The 21,561-nt window shown below is 51.6% G+C and carries 20 protein-coding genes; 9 read left to right on the forward strand and 11 right to left on the reverse strand.

Annotation, left to right across the window (positions count from 1 at the left end; all coding sequences use genetic code 11):
- Positions 1-109: 109 nt before the first annotated feature.
- Positions 110-274: a hypothetical protein gene (locus BUB06_RS22115; RefSeq protein ID WP_153266390.1), complete on the forward strand. Its 165-nt coding sequence runs from the start codon at positions 110-112 to the stop codon at positions 272-274.
- A gap of 5 nt (positions 275-279) precedes the next feature.
- Here BUB06_RS22115 and BUB06_RS07310 read toward each other — a convergent pair whose 3' ends face one another.
- Complete coding sequence (locus tag BUB06_RS07310; protein WP_039472064.1) at positions 280-1,158, reverse strand: LysR family transcriptional regulator; 879 nt, start codon at positions 1,156-1,158, stop codon at positions 280-282.
- Positions 1,159-1,297: 139 nt separating this feature from the next.
- On the opposite strand from BUB06_RS07310, the gene BUB06_RS07315 reads away from it, so the two are divergent.
- On the forward strand, positions 1,298-1,768 hold the full coding sequence (locus tag BUB06_RS07315; protein ID WP_039472066.1) for a multidrug/biocide efflux PACE transporter: 471 nt from the start codon (positions 1,298-1,300) through the stop codon (positions 1,766-1,768).
- Between the two features lie 37 nt (positions 1,769-1,805).
- Here the strand turns inward: BUB06_RS07315 and BUB06_RS07320 are convergent, their stop codons facing one another.
- Together BUB06_RS07320 and BUB06_RS07325 are read right to left on the reverse strand one after the other, a co-directional pair.
- Positions 1,806-2,468, reverse strand: a complete 663-nt coding sequence (locus BUB06_RS07320; RefSeq protein ID WP_039472068.1) for a DNA-3-methyladenine glycosylase family protein — start codon at positions 2,466-2,468, stop codon at positions 1,806-1,808.
- Positions 2,469-2,664: 196 nt separating this feature from the next.
- Positions 2,665-3,444, reverse strand: a complete 780-nt coding sequence (locus tag BUB06_RS07325) for an L-threonylcarbamoyladenylate synthase (protein ID WP_039472070.1) — start codon at positions 3,442-3,444, stop codon at positions 2,665-2,667.
- 282 nt (positions 3,445-3,726) lie between these two features.
- Here BUB06_RS07325 and ada point away from each other — a divergent pair, with 282 nt between their 5' ends.
- Positions 3,727-4,809 (forward strand): bifunctional DNA-binding transcriptional regulator/O6-methylguanine-DNA methyltransferase Ada, encoded by a 1,083-nt coding sequence (gene ada / locus BUB06_RS07330; protein WP_039472072.1) that lies wholly within the window; start codon positions 3,727-3,729, stop codon positions 4,807-4,809.
- A 14-nt stretch (positions 4,810-4,823) separates the two neighbouring features.
- A complete protein-coding gene (alkB, locus tag BUB06_RS07335) occupies positions 4,824-5,480 on the forward strand; it encodes a DNA oxidative demethylase AlkB (RefSeq protein ID WP_039472074.1) in 657 nt (218 codons plus the stop codon).
- A gap of 52 nt (positions 5,481-5,532) precedes the next feature.
- Here alkB and BUB06_RS07340 read toward each other — a convergent pair whose 3' ends face one another.
- From BUB06_RS07340 to BUB06_RS07365, 6 genes are all read right to left on the reverse strand, one after another.
- Positions 5,533-7,062 carry an FAD-dependent oxidoreductase gene (locus BUB06_RS07340; RefSeq protein ID WP_039472075.1) on the reverse strand — a complete coding sequence of 510 codons (1,530 nt, stop codon included), beginning with the start codon at positions 7,060-7,062 and terminating at the stop codon, positions 5,533-5,535.
- A gap of 41 nt (positions 7,063-7,103) precedes the next feature.
- A complete protein-coding gene (locus tag BUB06_RS07345) occupies positions 7,104-7,451 on the reverse strand; it encodes an FMN-binding protein (protein ID WP_039472076.1) in 348 nt (115 codons plus the stop codon).
- A 65-nt stretch (positions 7,452-7,516) separates the two neighbouring features.
- Positions 7,517-8,893, reverse strand: a complete 1,377-nt coding sequence (locus tag BUB06_RS07350) for an MFS transporter (protein WP_039472077.1) — start codon at positions 8,891-8,893, stop codon at positions 7,517-7,519.
- Entirely contained in the window at positions 8,894-9,856 is a 963-nt protein-coding gene (gene nrfD, locus BUB06_RS07355; protein WP_039472078.1) for a cytochrome c nitrite reductase subunit NrfD, read from the reverse strand.
- Positions 9,849-10,547, reverse strand: coding sequence for a 4Fe-4S dicluster domain-containing protein (locus BUB06_RS07360; RefSeq protein ID WP_010305906.1), 699 nt, complete (start codon positions 10,545-10,547; stop codon positions 9,849-9,851). Before BUB06_RS07360 ends, nrfD begins: the two co-directional genes overlap by 8 nt.
- A gap of 521 nt (positions 10,548-11,068) precedes the next feature.
- Entirely contained in the window at positions 11,069-12,034 is a 966-nt protein-coding gene (locus BUB06_RS07365; protein WP_039472079.1) for an alpha/beta hydrolase, read from the reverse strand.
- A gap of 471 nt (positions 12,035-12,505) precedes the next feature.
- Here BUB06_RS07365 and BUB06_RS07370 point away from each other — a divergent pair, with 471 nt between their 5' ends.
- Positions 12,506-13,408: a LysR family transcriptional regulator gene (locus BUB06_RS07370; RefSeq protein ID WP_039472080.1), complete on the forward strand. Its 903-nt coding sequence runs from the start codon at positions 12,506-12,508 to the stop codon at positions 13,406-13,408.
- Between the two features lie 156 nt (positions 13,409-13,564).
- Here BUB06_RS07370 and BUB06_RS07375 read toward each other — a convergent pair whose 3' ends face one another.
- Positions 13,565-13,843, reverse strand: coding sequence for a bacteriocin immunity protein (locus tag BUB06_RS07375; protein WP_039472081.1), 279 nt, complete (start codon positions 13,841-13,843; stop codon positions 13,565-13,567).
- A gap of 16 nt (positions 13,844-13,859) precedes the next feature.
- Positions 13,860-15,656 carry a type VI secretion system PAAR protein gene (locus tag BUB06_RS07380; RefSeq protein WP_039472082.1) on the reverse strand — a complete coding sequence of 599 codons (1,797 nt, stop codon included), beginning with the start codon at positions 15,654-15,656 and terminating at the stop codon, positions 13,860-13,862.
- Positions 15,657-15,973: 317 nt separating this feature from the next.
- Here BUB06_RS07380 and manD point away from each other — a divergent pair, with 317 nt between their 5' ends.
- From manD to BUB06_RS07400, 4 genes are all read left to right on the forward strand, one after another.
- Positions 15,974-17,188, forward strand: coding sequence for a D-mannonate dehydratase ManD (gene manD, locus BUB06_RS07385; RefSeq protein ID WP_010285939.1), 1,215 nt, complete (start codon positions 15,974-15,976; stop codon positions 17,186-17,188).
- Between the two features lie 29 nt (positions 17,189-17,217).
- Complete coding sequence (locus BUB06_RS07390) at positions 17,218-18,240, forward strand: Zn-dependent oxidoreductase (protein ID WP_039472083.1); 1,023 nt, start codon at positions 17,218-17,220, stop codon at positions 18,238-18,240.
- Positions 18,241-18,439: 199 nt separating this feature from the next.
- Positions 18,440-19,810 carry an MFS transporter gene (locus BUB06_RS07395; protein ID WP_010309555.1) on the forward strand — a complete coding sequence of 457 codons (1,371 nt, stop codon included), beginning with the start codon at positions 18,440-18,442 and terminating at the stop codon, positions 19,808-19,810.
- A gap of 103 nt (positions 19,811-19,913) precedes the next feature.
- Entirely contained in the window at positions 19,914-21,380 is a 1,467-nt protein-coding gene (locus BUB06_RS07400) for a mannitol dehydrogenase family protein (RefSeq protein ID WP_039472084.1), read from the forward strand.
- Positions 21,381-21,561: the final 181 nt, after the last annotated feature.

Genomic DNA, 21,561 nt, shown 5'->3' on the forward strand with positions numbered 1-21,561 from the left:
TGCGAAACTGCCGCGGGGCTCGGGTTTCCGTGTGCAGACAACACAGGAAAATGCTCATGGTTTAGCGTGAAAATATTTCTCTTTTAATTGGCTTAATTAAGTAAAGTAAATGGTGAAATTAAAAACAATAACCATTTCATCTTTAATGTTATTCATTGGCGATATAAAGAAACCGTTATTGGTTTTTTATCGCTTCATGAAAAAACAGGCCGATCACAAAAGCCACGGAGCGGTGGCCGATGTGATGACGGATGTGGTTTTTCCAATGCAGTGACGGAGTTATGGTGGCGTACTTTCTTGTTGGGCAAGGAGATTGTCTATCATCCACAGCCCTGCTGGGCCGGGTGGATGGGGTTTGGACCAAACAACGTCCACGTCAATCCATTGCGGCCAGCCCGCGACAGGCAGCTCCACCAGTTTCCGCTGGTCATATTGCGCCACCAGCCAGCGTGGCAGAATACTCCAGCCATGCCCCTGCTGTGCCATTTCCAACAGCATAAGATAAGACGGCGCAGACCAGACGATCCCTTCCGGTTGCAGCCGGTCGCTGCGTTTATAGGTATTGAGATAGAGCTGGCGGACTGTCGCCAACTGGCTGCGCGTCACGGTTTTTTCCGTTGTCAGCGGGTGTGCAACTGACACGAAGATGGCCATGTCGGTCTTAATCTGCAAACGCGCGGCGGCAATATCGGGTGGGTAATCCGTCTGGGCGCGCAGTAGCCCGACATGCGCACGGTTCATTTGCAGCAGATCGATCACGTCATCACCTTCCGCAATCAGGCATTCAAACTCAATATCGGGAAAATGCTGAGCGAAACGTTGAAGCACGGGTTCGTAGTGGGGGGCTTGCCAGATATCTGACAGCACAAACGTCAGACGGGGTTCGATATGGTCGGCCAGACGGATCGCCAGCCCATCCAGTTCTTCGCTGGCGGATAAGATCGCCTGTACATGGGAAAGCACTTTTCTGCCCGCCAGCGTGAGCACCGGCTGGTGACCGGATCGATCAAACAGCGTCAGCCCCAGATCGGCTTCCAGATTAGCGATGGCCGCGCTGATGGTGGACTGGCTTTTATGCAAGCGCCGTGCGGCGGCGGAAAACGAGCCCGCATCAACGGTGGTAACAAAAGCCAGCAGGGATTCTGGTGAATATCGCATCGCACCTCTATCGATTTTATCGATGGAATCTAACTGTACTCTACCATCTTATGCGATGAAAATAAGGCCGTAATACGATGCCATCCATGGTCATGGCGAAAATTGACCCGTAACTCGCAATAAATAAAGTGAATGTGCTATGCAGAACAAAACCAGTAAAACCTTACGTGAGCGTGTGTACCATGCGGTGGGATTTGAGCTCATCGCGTTGACGATCTGTGCGCCAGCGGGTGCCTGGCTGCTGAATAAGCCGCTCTTCGACATGGGCGCACTGGCAATTATGCTCTCCAGCGTCGCGATGATCTGGAATATGATCTACAACTCGATATTTGATCGCCTATGGCCGGTAGATCGCGTTAAGCGCCGGCTGCCGGTTCGTATTGCTCACGCGCTGGGGTTTGAAGGCGGCTTTATCCTGATTGGTCTGCCGCTGGCGGCGTGGATGCTGAACGTCACGCTGTGGCAGGCGCTGATGGTGGAGATCGGCTTCTTCCTGTTCTTCCTGCCGTACACCGTGGTGTATAACTGGGCCTACGATACGCTGCGGGAACGCATTGTGAACCGCCGCCGCCATGTGCAGCAGGTGTCGGCCAGTTCTCGTCTACGTTAATTCGTCTACGTTAACCTGCCTGTGTTAACTCTGCGCGTTACCGGTGTGTCAGCTTAAAGCTCTGATACGCCGGTAGCTCAAGCGCTCGCCATAAATACCAGGATGCCACCGTGCGATAAGGCTGACATTGCAGGCTCAGTGCCTGCAAATCGCGCGGCTTTGGCATGTCCTGCAAATCGTAAACATAGCGTAACCCCTGACGAATACCGAGATCGTCGAGCGGCATGATGTCGGTGCGTTCCAGCGAATAAATCAAAAACATTTCGACCGTCCAGCGTCCGATCCCCTTGAGCGACGTCAGTTGCTGAATGAGCGTGTCGTCATCCCGCTCTGCGGCCTGTTCGAGGCTCGGTACCAGGCCGCTCAGCGCCCCCTGTGCAATGCCATGCAGCGTGTCCGCTTTACGGGCGGAAAAACCGCACTGCCGCAGCGTGTCGGTGGAGCAGGCCAGAATCTGTTCCGGGGTGGGAAAGACGTCGCCATGTACCCGCAGGAGCTTCGCAACCATGGCATCCCCAGCACGCGTTGTTAGCTGCTGATAGGCAACGGCACGCATCAGCGCCTCATAGGGTTCCCGGTGTGGTGCCGTTTGATGGCGACAATCACCAATCTGTTCGATCAGGCTGGCCCAGCGCGTATTGATGGCGCTGAGGTGGTTTTTGGCGCGCTGCGTGAAATCTACTGGCGGATGGGATGGCATAAACGGCTTCCGTAATGAGAACGAAAAGGACAGAAAACGAGCATAGGAGATTGCCGCATGGCGCGCCATGTGGGAAGGGCTATTCGTATGAAACAGAAAATCCGAATGAAAAAGCAAGAAGTGCCGAGGGTGATGTGTAGTGGAGCGTGGCTTAAGGAAAGGATATTTCAGCGGCAGGCTATGCCGCTGTTACACGTTAATAATACTCGCCGTGCCGATAGTCCCAGGTGGTGAAGGTGTCAGACAGTAGCGACATCACCTTGTCCACATCCAGCCCCTTGCGTATCAGCGTCGGGCACGGATACACGCTCCGTCTCCCTTTCTGTTCCGGTACCAACTGACCTTCTGTATCCACCATCGACACCATCACGCCTTGCTCGTAGCGTGTGTCATGGGATTTATTCGGCTGGATAGATTTTACATAATCGTCGGCTTCGATAATCAGATCGGCAAAGGCGCTAATACGTTCACCGATCCCCTCCACCTCGCCTCGGTTGCCTTTACCTGACGGGTTGGCTGAACTGGCAAAGGTTAATTTTCCGTACCTTTCCCACAGCTCCTGCGTGAGGATTTCGCTCGGTTTACCGAATTTAATCACGAAACAGCTGGTTTTGCGATCGTCCATCATCAGCGCTTTCGAGCCGTCTTTGGGGATACGCGCTAATGCGCTGTCGTGCCAGGGAAGGATGCTGCCCAACAGGACATCGGTGTCCCAATGGCGTTGATATAACTGTTCGATTTCTGGATTTAACTGTGCCAGCACTTTCAACTGGGCAAGAGAGCCACACAGCACCACACCCGGCTTGTTTCGGTTGCGCTGTTTGGCGTCAAATTTGCGCTCCAGCCCTGCTTTATCTGAAGCCATGATGATATAACCCACTTTGGTTGGAGAAACGATGATTCCCCCGCCGCGTGACATAATCTGCACCGCATCATCATGCAAACCGCCATTCCAGTGAACTTTACTTTTGCTCATGTTGCCTCCTGATTGCAGAGAAAAAACAGAGTCCCACCGTGTACCATTTATTCGCATCACAGATTTGTTCAAAAAGTAACCATTAATGTCGGCGGAAATATCAACATCGGGGCGATCCGAATGAAAAAGCAAGAGTTGAACGTGTGCGTAAGGTGGCGCTGGTTTAGCGTTAGCGCATGGCTTGGCTTTTAGTAGTATCAAGACTGGCAGTAATAGTAAGACGGGTAGTAATAGTAAGACTGGCAGTCATACTGAGATTGGAATGAGGTTGAGGTGCATACGATGCTTAACGATACGCCGTTTCAGGATGTTGACTCGCGCTGGCAGGCGGTGGTGACGCGCAATAAAGCGGCAGACGGCTGCTTTATCTATGCGGTAAAGACGACGGGGATTTACTGTGCGCCCTCCTGCGCATCACGCCAGCCTCGGCGCGAAAATGTAGTGTTCTTTACGACGGCCGACGAGGCGCAGGCGGCGGGTTTCCGTCCCTGTAAACGCTGCCGTCAAGGAACGCTTTCGCGGCAGGAACAGCAGACGCAGCAGATTGCCCGTGCCTGTCGGATGATTGAGCAGTCGGAACATCAGCCGACGCTGGCGGTGTTGGCTCAGGCCGTGGGGATAAGCGCATTCCATTTCCATCGCGTGTTCAAAACCATAACCGGTCTGACGCCAAAGCAGTATGCCAGCGCCCATCGCCATCGGCAGCTACGTGAACAGTTGGCAGATAGCGGCACGGTGACCGCCGCGATTGCGGCGGCGGGCTATGATGCCAGCGGACGCTTTTATGCCGACGCGGGCGCGCATTTAGGGATGACGCCGACGGCGTTTCAGAACCGGGGAAAAGGGATGACGATCCGCTTTGCCGTTGGCCGCTGCTCACTCGGCGAGGTGCTGGTGGCGGAAAGCGAGAAAGGGATCTGCGCGATCCTGCTGGGTGACGATCCTGAATCTCTGCTCAACTCGCTTCAGGAGATGTTTGCTAACGCGCATCTGGTCGGCGGCGATACGGGGTTTGAGCAACGGATGGCGCAGGTCGTCGGATTTGTCGACGATCCAGCCATCGGGCTGACACTGCCGCTTGATATTCGCGGTACCGCATTCCAGCAGCGAGTCTGGCAGGCGCTGCGGGCGATCCCGGCAGGGGAAACGCTGAGCTATCGTGAGGTCGCTGAGCGAATCGGGTCACCCGCCGCCGTGCGCGCTGTCGCGGGAGCCTGTGCCGCGAACCGGTTGGCAGTCGCGATTCCCTGTCATCGCGTGGTCCGGCATGATGGTGCGCTGTCAGGCTATCGCTGGGGCGTCGTGCGTAAACGCGCCCTGTTGGAGAAAGAGCTGGTGGATAAAGAGCAGGCCACGCATCCGTAAGGGGAGTCGTTATCGTGAATTTTGATTTATTTGCCGATGAAGCGCCGCGTCGCTGGACGGAAACGCTGGCTCTGGGCGCAGTTATCCTGCGCGGTCGCGCCTATGACGATGCCCCGGCGTTGCTTGCGGCACTGAACGCCGTCACTGCGCGTGCGCCGTTGCGGAATATGGTCACACCGGGCGGCTTTGTGATGTCGGTGGCGATGAGCAACTGCGGGCCGCTTGGCTGGGTAACAGATGAACGCGGCTATCGTTACACCGCACAGGATCCATTAAGCGGAGAGCCGTGGCCTGCCATGCCAGAGGCTTTTTCCCGACTGGCGAAGCTGGCGGCGAGCGAAGCCGGTTTTGCTGACTTTGAACCGGATGCCTGCCTGATCAACCGCTATGATGTCGGCACGCGCATGTCTCTGCATCAGGATAAAAACGAGCGGGATTTCTGTCAGCCTATCGTGTCTGTCTCGCTGGGGCTTAGCGCGACGTTCCTGTTTGGCGGCATGGCGCGTAGCGATAAAGCGCAGCGTGTTCCGCTGACGCATGGCGATGTGGTGGTTTGGGGCGGTGAATCGCGGCTCTATTTCCACGGCATTCTGCCGTTGAAAAGCGGCAGCGTGCCGGAAGGGATGTCCGACGAATGCCGTTTTAATCTGACATTTCGTAAAGCGGGATAAGAGGAATGACCAGCCTGCATTGAGCAATACAGGCTGGTTTTGGGTTGGACGCTTATTTCTTGCTGAACTTCATATAATCAAGCGCACTTTCTGCCGCGATACGACCGGAGTTTAGCGCAAAGCCAAACGTGCCGCCGCCTAACAGCAGGTCATAGGTGTCGCCATACATGCCAGCAGCATCATTACCCGTGACGTACAGACCCGGAATGACCTCGCCGGATTTATCTATCGCCTGCATTTTCTCGTCAATCTTCACGCCGCCGAGTGTACCCAGCGCGGCGGGCTGCATTCTCACCGCATAGAACGGGCCGGTTTTTACCGGACGCAGGTAATCCATGTTTTTGTTGAACACCTCATCCCGCTTTTGCGTCGCAAATTTGTTATTTTCTTCCAGCGTATTCTTCAGCACGCTGACATCAATACCCATCTCTTTCGCCAGCCCGTCAATGGTGGCGGATTTGAAGACGAAGCCGCGATTTTTCTGACTTTCCTTGGTAAATTCGCTATCAAATTTAGTCAGCTTGGTATTGGCGATCACCCATTCGCCAATCGGCACATCAATGCCGTCTTCGACGTAATGCTTACGGGATGTTTCGTCAAAAATGGAATACATGATGCCGCCCGCTTTGGACAGCGCATTGCCGGAATGTGGCCAGATGATGACGTTGGATTCGTCGGTAAAGCGACGGCCGTGTTGGTCAACCCACAGATAAGGCTGACGCGCGGCGGCCAGCAGGTGAGAGTTGGGCGCGTAGTCTGGCAGGCCGGGGCGATAGGCTTGCAGGAGACCCAAGCCGTCCGGTTTGGCGCCGGCTTTCCAGGCCATATTGATACCGTCGCCGTCTTTACCGACGTTACCCACCATAATGGTATCGGGGAAGGCGGCGTATTTTTGCAGCATCTCTTTGTTGTTGGCATAGCCGCCAGTCGCGATGATGACGGCTTTAGCATCTATCTGGACGGTGTTGCCTTCGCTATCTTGTGCGATGACGCCTGTGACTTTGCCGTCTTTCACGACCAGATCTTTACCCGCCGTCTTCACCAGCGTGGTGACATCCATCGTTTTAAACTGCTCGTGGAATGTCTTGATCAGGTGGCGTCCGTGGCCAGGGCCGTCGATCACATGCCAGGTCAGCATGCCGCCAGGGCCGCCGGGGCCGATGTATTCAAACTTGATGCCTTTCGATTTCACCCATTCAATCGTGTCCGCCGAGCGGTTGACGAAGGCACGCACCACGAAGGGATTGGCCATCCAGTGGCTGTACTCCATGATGGTCTTAAAGGCCATATCAGGCGTCACCACAATCCCCTGACGTTTCTGCATGCTGCTGTTGGCGGCGAAGATGCCTTCGGCAAAGTTACCCGTGCCGCCAACTATCGGTTGTTTTTCCAGTAAGACGATTTTCGCCCCTTTCTCTGCGGCGGCCATCGTTGCCGACGTGCCTGCCGCACCCGCGCCGATAATAACGATATCCGCGCTTTTCGGGATTTCCGGTTTTGCCGCGTCCGCCGCCTGTGCGGTAGACCAGCTCATCATCGAGAGGCAGAGCGTCGCGAGTACACTTTTTCTGAAGCGTTTCATGATGTTTTCCTTAATGTTATTAGTATTCTTACCACACGGTATTAATTCGCCTTAGCCTGCGAGTACGCGTCTTCCGCGGCTTCTTGCACCGCGCCACTGGTCATCGTGGCACCGGACACGCCATCAACCTGAATGCTCTGCTTTTCGGTCATGGCTTTTGCGAGTTCTATTGCCGCTTCCCCACCGACTTCTGGTGTCTCTTCCGGGGCATCAATCGTCGATTTGAGGACTTTCCCCTGCGCATCGATATCAAGCGTGACGGTGACATCGCCGCCGATACCCTGTCTGGCAGCAGAATAGGTGCCAGCTTTAAAACTCCCTTCTTGTGCGACCGCGGTTCCCATTGTGAATAGCAGGCAGAGTGGAAGGATTCCTAAGCAGATTTTCATATCAATAGTTCCAGTAGTTTTTGAATGAATACGGTGAATAGCCACGTTATTTCCCATAAATAAAGCTATCTCCCATGAATAAAGTGATAACCGTCGTCGTTATTGAGGGGCCTGAATATCAGGCAGCAAAGGGGTAAACCAATGCCGAGTAATAAAAACAACAGGCTGAAAGGGTTAAGATTGAAGAGGATTTCAAACTGAGAAAGAAAACGTAATATCGGAAACGTCAGTGTCATACTGAGCATCACGGAAAGTAATTGGCTAATGGTTAAAAGGTTATTACCGCTGTGGTACGTGCTGTTATTCAGGTTGCTAAAGGCCAGCGTGCTTTCTGCTGAATATAAGGTCGAAATCAGCACGCCTAACATCATGGCGATGATGCCGATGAGCAGCATCGATTTCTCTTGCACGGCAAGACTCAAGGCGAGGATACACAGCGACGTGACGCTGGTTGTCAGCATCAATAACCGACGGTAGCCAATACGCTTGACCAATGGCTCGAACAGGAGTTTTGACAGCAGCGCACCGCTGGAAAAAAGCAGCAGAATCAGGCTGGTTTCCGCAGGTTTACAGGCCAGCGTCGTTTGCAACATTAATGAAAGTACGACGGGCGTTGACGCCAGTAGCGTTCGCGTCGCGATGCCGCCAATAACGCCGACAGAAAAGGTTCTGATGCCAAATAGAGCGCGAGGAAATAATGCGGTTTCTGCAATGAGATGCTGTCGGTAGTAAATAAACACCAAGCCCAGCGTGCTGCAAGACAGGAATAACATGACGAACGTTGGAAAGATATTTTTCGTGGCGGTGGTTAACATGAAGGCCACGAGAAATAACATCAAAATGGGAAAAGCGACTTCATAGGCACCCGTTCGAGCTGTCTCTTTTATGGCAGCAACAGGAATATATCGAGTTGCCAGAAAAAAGCAGAGTAAAGCCAGCGGGATATTCACGAGGAAAATAGCCTGCCACGAGAGAAAACTAACCAGAATATTGCCGAAAACGGGGCCGATTAGGGTACCGAGTAATCCCAATAAGGTCACCCGATTCAGGAAGCGTAATTTCAGCTTCTGCGGCGTGGTGCGCAAGATGACGGTTCTGATGATGGGCAGCATGAGCGCACCGCCGATGCCTTGAATAAAGCGGAAAACGCTTAAGCTACCGAGTGTGGTTGCCGTCATGCACAGCAGCGAGCCGAGCGTGAAAATGGCGATCGCGATCTGGTAGGTTTTCCGTTCCCCAAGTCGTTCTGCCAGCCAGCTATTGGCCGGCGTAAACGCAACGACCGTGACGACGTAGGAAATCACGATCGTTTCCATATGCAATACTGGCTGGTGCAGCGACTGCGCGATGGCGGGAATGGAGACATATACCATGGTGGTATCCAGGGATTGCATGAAAAAGGTGGCAGAGGCAATCCAGAATAAGACCCATGACGCATTCATTCAGGCCACCGTCATTTGTCCGGCATAAAGCACGAACAGTCGTAGCAGGAACACGCCGAACAGGCTCATGACGGCTAACGTAATCAGTTGGCCTTTGCCGGAATGAGTGGAAGGCTTGCGCACCTGATTGGCAATGAATGGGATCACAATACCGATGCCGATAATGCCAATCCAGAATACACCGCCCCAGAAACCCGATAGTGCGGTTTGTGCGGCGACAACTTTCTGACCGCCGCCAAGCAGCAGCCCGATGAAGAATGCGAACAACAGGAACAGTTCGGCATACACCACTGGCGTTTCCACGCGGTGGATGAAATGCAGGGAGCGTGAATTCTCCGATGTATTACGGCCCCACGCGCTGGCCAGCAGCATGACGGCAATGCCGGAGGTGGTGCCGGATACCAGAAACAGCACGGGCAGAACGGGGTTATTCAACAGCGGGAACGATTTTAGTGCGGACAGTAGAAAGCCGGTATAGCAACCGAGCAGGACTGCCAGCACCAGCAGCAGGTTTTCAATTACCGCCGCTTTTTTGACGATCATCGCCGTCAATTTACGCGCTCGCGCAGTCAATGCGGGTCGGTGCCAGACGGTTTCAAGCTGCGTCAACCATGCATCATGATAAAGCGTGATGAGCCATAGCAGCATCACGACGAAATACACCTGAAAGAGCATCACGCCGAGCGACATGATGGAGGTGGGATTGTAAAAGACCATCAAATACCAAAAGGTAAAGGGTTTGGTCAGGTGTAAAATCAGAATCCCCAGCCCGAGGATCACGGCGAGCGGTGCGACGATAGCCGTGGCTTTGATGACGCGATTACTGCCGTGATATTCGGTAGGAACGTAGTGCCTGATGAGCAGAGACAGCGACACCATTCCCGCCGAAATGCCAACCAGAAGAAGATAAACGGCGATGGGCCAATCCCATACCAGCGTGTCGAACGTGAAGGCATTATGCATTGTCGATAGCTCCTCGTTTCCCAGGAATACGATAGAGTTGGGGTTCGGTGCCCAGATAAACCTTGGAGCGGTAGGTCGCGTTGCTCTCGATCATCTTGGCAATGTTGCTTTCAGGGTCGTTGAGATCGCCAAATACCAACGCTTTGGTGGGGCAGATTTCGACGCAGGCAGGCTGTTTCCCGGCGGCCAGATTGGTTTCCCGGCAAAAATTGCATTTGTCCGCCGTTTTCGTGACGGGATTGATGAAACGCACATGGTAAGGACAGGCGGCAATACAGTAGCGGCAGCCCACGCAGCGTTTATCGTTCACATCAACAATGCCGGTGAGTGCGTCTTTGAAGGAGGCTCCGGTTGGGCAGACGGCAACACAGGGCGGATTCTCACAGTGCTGGCAGGACTTACGGAAAAATTGCTTGATGGCGCGTGTTTTCTCGACGGCAGGAATATCGACGGTTTGCAGTATATCCAGCCGGGTTACGCCATCAGGAACGCTATTCGTCTCTTTGCAGGCCTTGATACAGGCTTTGCATCCAATACAACGCATTTCGTTATGCAATAAGCCATATTTAATAGCTACTTTACCCGGCGTTTTTTCTGGCTCATTTTGCGCTTGTGCGAGACCGATATTTCCACTAACGGCAATCGCACTTCCCATATAGGCAATAAAACGACGGCGAGATAATTCTTCCATATCATAAATCTTCACATTGAGGTGATAGCCATGCGAATACCATAAGATGTCATAGACATTATTAATGTCGTCATCGTGTTAATATTTCGCAGTGTGGCGCTAATAGAAAATAGCGGTCCATCATTACGATGGAAATAATAAATAAGTCACGTTGTTATTATGGTTTTATTGGAGCATGAGAATAAAAAGCCAAGTGTGCGCTTGGTCACGTTTATTTTTTTGTAGATCCGTATATAACAAATACCGATTTGTTATAAATGCCATGTCAATTCTTTATTTTTTTCGTATGTTTAAGAAATAGCGTTTCCGCTATAGATGTGTGCGTTGTTATTTTTTCATTATGTGATAAACGTGAATAATTGATGTGCATCATATTGCACGTTTTTTTATGCGGCGGCAGGGAAGGGTATAAACGGTTAGAACGATTTCTCGCAACAAATAAAAACGTTAGTGCTTATTTCACACTAACGTTTATGCAACATAAATAATAAGAAATCTATTCTATAGATTTTAAACTAGCATCAGGGTTTTAGGTGCTTATCAAGAAAGCGCACGGTAATTTGCATGATGTCCGGTTGCAGCCAATGCGGTCCACCGTGTTCTGCGCCTTTAACGCTGTAGTAGGTGGATTCGATATTTTTCGCCGTCAGAGCCTGATGCAGTCTCTCAGTCTGACGTGGAGAAACTGAGGTATCGTTCGTACCGTGCATAATCAGGAACGGCGGCGTGGTGCCGCTGATAAAATTAATCGGGTTGGCCGCAGCCGCTTTTTCGGGGTAGCGGGTAATCGCGCCGCCTTCATTAAATACTGCGGTGCCGTTGACCCAGATAGCTTCTGTCGCGGAAGGCGAGGCGTGTTTCTGAACGACATCATCAGGGAATCCTTCACCGACGAGCGTCAGATCGGATAAGCCATAGAAATCAATAACAGCCTGGACATCGCTGCTTTGGTCGAGATTATCGCCTTTATCGTAGGCTTGTGAGCCATTGGTCACCCCGGAAAATGCCGCCAGATACCCTCCCGCCGATGAACCGAAAACCGCGGCATGTTGGCCGTCAATGCCGAACTTTTTCGCATTAGCGCGCAGATAGCGAATGGCGGATTTGACATCTTCCAGCGGCGAGGGGAAAAGGACGGTAGGAGCGACGCGGTATTCCATACTGGCAACGACATAACCCGCTTCGGCAATGCTAAGGCGCTGCTGAAGATAATTATCTTTATTGGCGTTAATGAAGCCACCGCCGGTAATGAATAATACGACGGGAAGTGCTTTTTTCGCTTCAGGCTGAAGGATATCCATTTTTAATGCGACGTTAGGGTAGCCACGCATTGATACCTGAGAATAAACAACGTCAGAGATTAACTTCACCGAGGTGGTTTCCTGCTTTACGGTGATTTCATGTTGGTTCTGTGCCGCATTGATTGCTGTCGAGCTCATCATCGTGAGTGATGCTAATACTATTTTTGCTGTTTTCGGATAGTGCATACTTTCAATCCTTTGTTAGAAGTATGTAAGTTAGTGAGGTTTGTGAAGAACGATGTCATGTTGTGAAAATAATATTAAAAAATCTTTAGTAATATGAGGTGTGCTGTCTTAAGGTGATGAATTATTTCCTCCTTGATAATAAGTTGACTATACCTACCATTAACGCTATTTCTCATTAATTAAATGTGCATCTAATCACATTTGATTATTTACAGGTCCCTATAATTGTTATTATGGGTGGTTATACTCGTCATACTTCAAGTTGCATGTGTGTTGGCTGCGCTTAGTCACCCGAATCACTTACTTGAGTAAGCTCATCGGGATTCCTTCACTTGCCGCGTTATTCGGCCTTATGGCCTCACCCCTTTGGGGTCAGCGCAAGCGCTGTTCAAAAACGCCTTGCCGTTTTTGTCCTGAAACTCGAATTATTTAGAGTATATAAATGAGACAGTTGATGCGTAATATAAAACAATGTTTAGCATAAAGCGTGTGATTTATTATCAGGAGCTCATCCGTGTCGGGAGTTTCACTAAAGCGGCGAAGGCGCTGAATATCTCTCAGGCTTTTTTGTCGCAGGAGATCGCACGGCTGGAACTTGAAACGGAAAGAAAACTGATTAACCGAACCACCCGGCAGTTTTCTCTGACGCCGTTTGGGGAGATCTTTGCTGATAAAATTCAGGGGATGATTAAAGAGCATTATGAGCTGGAACAGTTCGTCAGCAGCTATGAGGAAAGCACGGATGGCGCGCTACTGGTTGGCGTGATCCCGATTTTTAACCGTCTGGCTCACTACAATATGTTTAACCTGTTTCAGAAGGCCTATCCCAATATCGATATCTCTTTCATTGACGGCGTAAGCACCGATTTACTGGAAAGGGTGCGCAATGGCGAGATCCACCTGTCTTTCTCGACGCCTTTTGATGAATACTTGAACGATCCGTTGTTTCATCACACCATTTGTCAGATCGATGACGTTGTTGCGGTGATGGCAAGGTCGCACCCGCTTGCCGACAGTAAGATGCTCAGCTTGCCGCAGCTGGTAAAAGAAAAGCTGATCGTGCCGCAGAAAGGGACGGGGGAACATGCCGCCGTTTCGGAATCCTTCACCCGACAGGGCATCAACCCCAGCTACTTTCGCGAATGCAGCAATATGGACATCATTATGGACCTGGTGATCAACCTGTCCGGCGTGGTCTTCCTCTGTTCGTCTGTCGCCAAAAGCCTGACCGCTTACGACGTCGCGGTGATTCCGCTGGAAGAGCAACTGAAAAGGACATTTGCCATTAGCTATCTGAAGCGCAGTACGAACATTCCCATGGTGCGCCTGTTTCTGGATTTCCTGCAAGATTACAACAGCAAGTCCGTTCGGTAGCGCGCTTCCCTTGTTTGGAAGGTGCAGATCGCCAGATAGTTGGCCCCTCGACTGGCTTGAGTTGAACATTTTTTAATCACTTAGTTAGAGGGGTGTGGTATTTTTTATCTATACAAATCAGTCGGATTCATAATCCATGTGTAGTGCCAGGCTACGCTACTTTGAATCTTTAAATAGCGGAAGCCCTTGGGATTTTCTCCAACGCTTTATTTCATTAAGAACACCTTCCGGTGAGTCATCTCTTTCATCAGGCGGATAAAAAATCAAACCATTCCCTTCAGGGTGAAACACAATTTTATCAAAATGCTCAACCAAACGATCTAAGTGTGTTTCTAATTCTTTGCCTCTAAGTCCCATAGGGTTATCAAAAAACTCCTTTAGGTAAGAAATAAACTCCGCCTCAGTATAGTCCTCAAGTTTTTCTTTTAAATTCATATATTCACCATTATTTTCAATGCAAGCCAATATGATTTTTGGGGGTGTTCACTCTCAAATTATCAATATTATATACTTCCCCTCTGTGCTGTATATTTTTAACATGATGAATTTCAAACCGTTTTCTTTTCCCTACCTGCTCTTCAGGTATAGCAAAAGGGGAAGTGCCTGCTCTAATGATGGTCTGATTGGATCGATTAAACTGCACCATTAATTCAGGACACTCTGCCACGGCTAACCAAAATGCTTCCCTAAAATCATCAAAGCGTTCAAATTTTTGCCCTCTCAGTTTATCTGCAACTTGAGCAGGCACTGGCGCGCCTAATCCTGAACTGGCGGATTCCAGCCATTTACCTTCACTACTCAATACCTCACCTTTTCCTGTTACGGTGCCGGGTTTATCCCGCGCTGATTGCAGATAAACATAGATTGGTTTTATCTCTGACCCATCAGGGAATACTAAGATCCAGTCATTAAAATCATGCTCATCTATTGCAGGAAACGGTAGCGTGGTCGTTTCTATTTCATCCTCGGGGATAGGGTAGATCAGGATGGTTGGTTGACTGATGGGGTTTACCGGGCTTCCGGTATCCGTTACAGACTCTGATCCATCAGGCTTTTCTGGTGTCCATGTGATGGTCGGGCCATCTAAGCCGGGCGCTGGTGTGAAGGTATAGCCCTGAATCTTCGCATCCCACACCATGTTGGCAACGCGAACGCCTTCATAGCGTGTTCCTTCCCCCGTATGAACACCATAGACCTGCATCTTGCCATGAATATCAGGACGCCAGAAAAACCGGACGCGTGTTGTTGCCGTTTCGCCCGCCCAGCCTTTACGCCGTAGCTCATCTTCCAGCCAGTGTTCATCTCGTCCTGGAACCTTATCACTGCCTTTCCCCGCAGACGGGATATAGAGCGCGGAGGCTAATGCGCCAATATACGGCACACTTCTTGCCGCACTCAGCACGCCACCTAGAGACCATTCTCCCCAGACTTGTGTCATGACTCCCGTCGCGGCCAGTAAGCCGACATCTGCACTGGCGACAGGTTCTTTCTGTTTCTCTGCGACTACCGAGTCGATAAGCGGTTTGGCAATGGGGACTGGGGAAAGCGTTTTGTCATCAGCAGCGACCAACAAATTAAACAGGGTCTTATACCAGGGTTCTTGTGGGAGAGGTTTGGGAGGAGGTGGCTTGGGTGAAGGTGTTGCGGTTTCTGATACCGCTGTTTTCTTCTTCGTAGCCTGTGCATGTTGCACAACTTCATGCGTATTACTTGCAGAATGATAATCATAGCCACAGCAATCGTCTTGTTCGGGCTGGGCAAACAGCACCATGTCCCCGAAATTTTTGACTGGCTCTTTTTCCGTCCTTGCATGAATACAGCCTTTATCTTGTAAACAAGATTTGGCGTAAACAGGAGGAACGGTCAGCATTGGTGTTAATGCCAGCAACGGCGCATGGCTTAATACTGCCTGTTTAGCGCAGTCCTGAACCGGAGATTGATAAGGTGTATCACCAATAATAACGTTGCCACTGCCGGAAATAATCACACCACCACAATTGATGCTATCTCCAATACGCGCAGCAGGCTTGCCGTTAATAATGACGGTGGATGAGCCTTCGGTTATTTTTCGGGAATGGGGACCATGTGGCGCATCGGAGCAGGGGCAATCATGAAGCAGAACCGCATCGCCTTTACGGGCAGCAGGCTGACCATTAATGATCACGTCAGGACTGCCTTCGGTTATCGGTGTTTCAGGGAAGCAATCGTGACCACTTCCGATATCGTTAAGGCGGGCGGCACCCGGCATCGTCATTTTCCTTTGACAGTAAAACAATCCTTTTGATGGCTGAATGTTGGGCGTTTTTTATGGGGGATTCAATACCGGAACCGCTACCCGCCTTGCATATAGTGGCCCGAGCATTGACCGCACAAGCCGCCGCCGCCTCTTATCTCCCCACGTTCAGCTTCCCCCGACGCACTCCGGTTTTTCTTCCTGCTCTTCATGAATTTTAGATAAATGTTGCAGATGTGAATAAATGTGAGGCGATTCAAATTATCTCGATTAATATACTTGTATGGTAGTCAGCATTAACGAATGGCTACATGCACAGAAGGATAAGTAACGTGAAGATTGTCAGCGCTGAAGTGTTTGTCACCTGTCCGGGACGGAACTTTGTCACCCTGAAAATTACGACAGATAGCGGATTAACCGGCCTCGGCGATGCGACGCTCAACGGGCGTGAGCTGCCGGTCGCCTCTTACCTCAAAGATCATGTGTGTCCGCAGCTAATTGGCCGCGATGCGCACCAGATCGAAGATATTTGGCAGTATTTCTACAAAGGCGCGTACTGGCGTCGTGGTCCGGTGACGATGTCCGCGATCTCGGCAGTCGACACTGCGCTGTGGGATATCAAGGCCAAAGCCGCCAACATGCCGCTCTACCAACTGTTGGGCGGGGCATCGCGCACGGGCGTCATGGTCTATTGCCACACCACGGGCCACTCGATTGATGAAGTGCTGGATGATTACGCTAAGCATCGCGATGAGGGCTTCAAGGCGATTCGCGTACAGTGCGGTGTGCCGGGTATGAAAACCACCTACGGCATGGCGAAAGGCAAAGGGCTGGCGTATGAACCAGCGACGAAAGGCAACTTGCCGGAAGAGCAACTGTGGTCGACGGAAAAATACCTCGATTTCACGCCGAAACTGTTCGAAGCGGTGCGCGACAAATTTGGCTTTAACGAGCACATGCTGCACGACATGCACCACCGCCTGACGCCGATTGAAGCGGCGCGCTTTGGCAAAAGCATTGAGGATTATCGCCTATTCTGGATGGAAGACCCGACGCCTGCTGAAAACCAGGAGTGCTTCCGTTTAATCCGTCAGCACACGGTTACGCCGATTGCCGTTGGTGAAGTCTTTAACAGCATCTGGGATTGCAAACAGCTGATCGAAGAACAGCTCATCGACTACATTCGCACCACGATTACCCACGCGGGCGGGATTACTGGCATGCGTCGCATCGCCGACTTTGCCTCGCTCTATCAGGTGCGTACCGGTTCGCACGGGCCGTCGGACCTGTCGCCTATCTGCATGGCGGCGGCGCTGCATTTTGACCTCTGGGTGCCAAACTTCGGCGTGCAGGAATACATGGGTTATTCGGAGCAAATGCTGGAAGTGTTCCCACATAGCTGGACATTCGATAACGGCTACATGCACCCAGGCGAAAAACCGGGGTTAGGCATTGAGTTCGATGAAAAGCTGGCGGCCAAATACCCCTATGACCCCGCTTATCTGCCGGTTGCTCGTCTGGAAGACGGCACGTTGTGGAATTGGTAAGAGTGGAATAGGTAATCAGAGGCCAAAACATGAAAAGCATTGTGATACAGCAGCCGAATGAGCTGGTGATTGAAGAACGTCCTATTCCGCAGCCCGCGGCAGGTGAAGTTCGGGTGAAGGTAAAGCTGGCGGGTATCTGCGGTTCGGATAGCCACATCTATCGCGGGCATAACCCCTTTGCCAAATACCCGCGCGTGATCGGGCATGAATTTTTCGGCGTGATTGAGGCGGTCGGTGACGGCGTGGAGGCATCACGTCTGGGCGAACGCGTCTCGGTCGACCCGGTAGTGAGCTGCGGCCACTGCTACCCTTGCTCCATCGGCAAGCCGAACGTCTGTACCTCGCTGGTGGTGCTGGGTGTGCACCGTGACGGTGGGTTCAGCGAGTACGCTGCCGTACCGGCGAAGAACGCGCACACCATCCCGGACGAGATTCCTGATGAGTTCGCGGTAATGGTGGAACCCTTCACGATTTCAGCCAACGTGACCGCACAGGTGAAGCCGACGGAGCAGGATATCGCCCTGATTTATGGCGCGGGACCGATGGGATTGACCTCGGTTCAGGTGCTGAAAGGCGTGTTCAACGTGAAGGAAGTCATTGTCGTCGATCGCATTCCTGAACGTCTGGATATGGCATTACGCAGCGGAGCGGACAGGGTTATCAACAACGCATCGCTGTCATTAAAAGACGAGCTGGAAGCGCTGAATATCAAGCCTACGCTGATTGTTGATGCTGCCTGCCATCCGTCTATTTTGCAGGAAGCGATTACGATTGCGTCTCCTGCGGCACGTATCGCCATCATGGGCTTTTCCAGCGAGCCTTGTCAGGTCAGCCAACAGGGAATAACCAGCAAAGAGATCTCCATTTTCTCATCGCGCTTGAATGCCAATAAATTCCCCATCGTGATTGAGTGGCTGAAAGAGAAACGTATCGACCCAGCAAAACTGATTACCCATCGGTTTGATTATCAGCAGGTGGTACAGGCGATTGAGGTCTTTGAAAAAGATCAAAAACGCTGCTGTAAAGTCCTGCTGACATTTAATGATGCATGACACGTTATTAACAACAGGGGATATATAAAAGGAAAAACTATATCGACTACAGAATAATATAATGATTCCTTTGAAGTAATTATTTCTCTCTTAATCACTCCAGATCGTCAATAACGGACTGGAGTGGATTGCGACACCATGATGAACGGTAATTTTACTTACTGTGCTCTACCATAATTACAAATCGTCGAGAGTATATATGAATACGCAAATAGCATCTGGACAAGATAAGCCTGTAAGAAGTACCAAGGATTTAGTCAAGGCGGCAGTATCCGGCTGGCTGGGCACCGCATTAGAATTCATGGATTTCCAACTGTATTCGCTCGGTGCGGCATTGGTTTTCCATGAAATATTCTTCCCTGAACAATCGGCGGCAATGGCGCTGATTCTGGCAATGGGAACCTACGGCGCAGGCTATGTCGCACGTATCGTCGGTGCCTTTATTTTCGGCCGTATGGGGGACTCCATCGGCAGAAAGCGCGTGCTCTTTATCACCATTACCATGATGGGGATCTGTACCACGTTAATTGGCGTGTTACCGACCTACGCACAGATTGGTATTTTCGCGCCCATCTTGCTGGTGACCTTGCGTATCGTGCAGGGATTAGGAGCGGGAGCCGAGATTTCCGGTGCCGGTACCATGCTGGCTGAATACGCGCCGAAAGGGAAACGCGGGATTATTTCCTCTCTGGTGGCAATGGGTACCAACTGTGGCACGCTCAGTGCTACGGCTATCTGGGCCGTTATGTTTTTTGCCCTCTCGAGAGAAGAGCTACTGGCGTGGGGCTGGCGTGTACCGTTCCTGGCCAGCGTCGTCGTGATGATCTTCGCGATCTGGCTGCGTATGAACCTGAAAGAAAGCCCGGTCTTTGAAAAAGTGAGTAATGATGTCTCTGGTACTGAAGAGTCGTCACCGGCTCTGGTGGTTGAGCAAAGCGAGCAAAAATCAGTACTGTCCATGTTCAAAAGCAAGGCGTTTTGGCTGGCAACGGGATTACGCTTCGGACAGGCGGGAAATTCAGGGTTAATTCAGACCTTCCTCGCGGGATATTTAGTCCAAACGCTCTTGTTCAATAAATCTATTCCTACTGATGCATTGATGATCAGCTCCATTATTGGTTTTATCACGATTCCATTATTAGGCTGGCTCTCGGATAAAATTGGTCGCCGCGTACCGTATATTATTCTGAATATCTCGGCGATATTGTTAGCCTACCCAATGCTCTCTCTTATCGTCGATAAAGAGAATAGCGTTAACGTGATTGTTGTCAGTATTATCATTATTCATAACTTTGCGGTGCTGGGGTTATTTGCGCTGGAAAACATCACCATGGCGGAAATATTCGGTGGGCGCAGCCGCTTTACGCAAATGGCGATTGCCAAAGAAACGGGCGGCCTGGTTGCCGTTGGTTTTGGTCCGGTGTTAGCGGGTATTTTCTGCAACATGACCGGTTCCTGGTGGCCGATTGTCGTGATGATGATTGCTTACTCGGTGATTGGTTTATTCGCGGCTATCTGTATGCCGGAAGTGAAAGACCGTGACTTGGATGCATTAGACGACGCGGTATAACGTTCAGATTGTCATTGTTCGAGTTGCAGATGAGTTGACTTGTCTGCAACTCGAATCATTTAGGGCGCAGACATATTTTTTGAATCACCTATCAGGGATAACGATGAGTATCAGTGAATTTTCTACTCTTAAACCGCAGGTTGTGGTGCCGCGTTACGACCGACGCCTGCTAAAAACACGTATTGCGCATATTGGCTTTGGCGCATTCCACCGGGCGCATCAGGCGGTCTGTGCCGATAAACTGGCGGCGGAGCACGGTAGCGACTGGGGCTATTGCGAAATCAACCTGATTGGCGGCGAGCAGCAGATTGAAGCCATTCGCCAGCAGGATTTGCTGTGGTCGGTGTCCGAAATGGCGGACAGCGGCTGGAATAGCCGAGTCATTGGCGTAGCAACCTGTGCGCTGCATGCGGAAGTCGAAGGTATCGAGGCTGTACTGGAAGCGCTAAGCGCGCCGGATATCGCCATTGTGTCGATTACCGTCACGGAGAAAGGCTATTGCCACCATCCGGCGACGGGGCAGTTGAATAGTGAACATCCGCTGATTTGCCACGATCTGGGGTTACCTGCAGAACCACGCTCCCTGCCCGGTGTGATTCTGGCTGCCATCAAACGCAGACGGGAGCGTCAGCTACCGGCATTCAGCGTGATGTCCTGCGACAATATGCCGGAAAATGGGCACGTCACGCGCAATGTGATTGTGCAACTGGCCGAGTTGCAGGATGTCGAACTGGCGCGCTGGATTGAACAGCACGTCACCTTTCCGTCCACGATGGTGGACAGGATTGTTCCAGCTATCACCGGAGAAACACTGGAGACGATTCAGGGACAGCTAGGTGTCGTCGATCCCGCGGGTATCGCCTGTGAACCGTTCTTCCAATGGGTGGTTGAAGATAACTTCGTCAACGGTCGTCCTGCGTGGGAAAAAGCGGGCGCGGAGCTGGTACAGGATGTCCTGCCGTTTGAGGAAATGAAGCTGCGTATGCTGAACGGCAGCCACTCGTTTCTGGCGTATCTGGGCTACCTGGCTGGCTATCAGCATATCAGCGAGTGCATGCAGGACAGCGAACTGGTCGCGGCGGCGCATCATCTGATGCTGCGTGAACAGGCTCCAACGCTGCGTACACAGGGGGTCGATCTCGCCGCCTATGCGGATGCGCTGTTGGATCGCTATCGCAACCGTGCGTTAAAACACCGTACCTGGCAGATTGCGATGGATGGTTCGCAAAAACTGCCACAGCGGATGCTGGATTCGATCCGCTGGCATCTGGCTCGCGGCAGCCGTTTTGATGCGTTGGCGCTCGGCGTAGCGGGATGGATGCGCTATGTCGGCGGTGTGGATGAGCAAGGAAAACCGATTGAAATTAGCGATCCGCTGAAAGATTTGATCGCGGAAACGGTGCAATGCAGCTCGGAAGGCGAAAGCCGAGTCGCGGCATTGCTGACGCTGACGGCGATTTTTGGTGAGGACTTACCGAAGAATTCTGTCTTTGTCGATGTGGTGACGCAGCACTACCTGTCGCTGTTAGCGAAGGGCGTGAAGGGAACATTGCAGGATACCGACTGGTAGGATGAAAGCGCGACGGCGGCGGCCGTCGCGTGACCGCATTAGATAGCTGTGAATCATAAAACAACACAGGATGAGGCGAGTGCCGACAATGCCTTATCCTGTGTCTCCCGATCTCACCACCCACGACAGGCGTTGTAACACTGACACTCGCTGCGCTAAGCGTGTATCATAAGCGGTAAAT

Source organism: Pectobacterium carotovorum (assembly GCF_900129615.1).
Lineage (GTDB): Bacteria > Pseudomonadota > Gammaproteobacteria > Enterobacterales > Enterobacteriaceae > Pectobacterium > Pectobacterium carotovorum.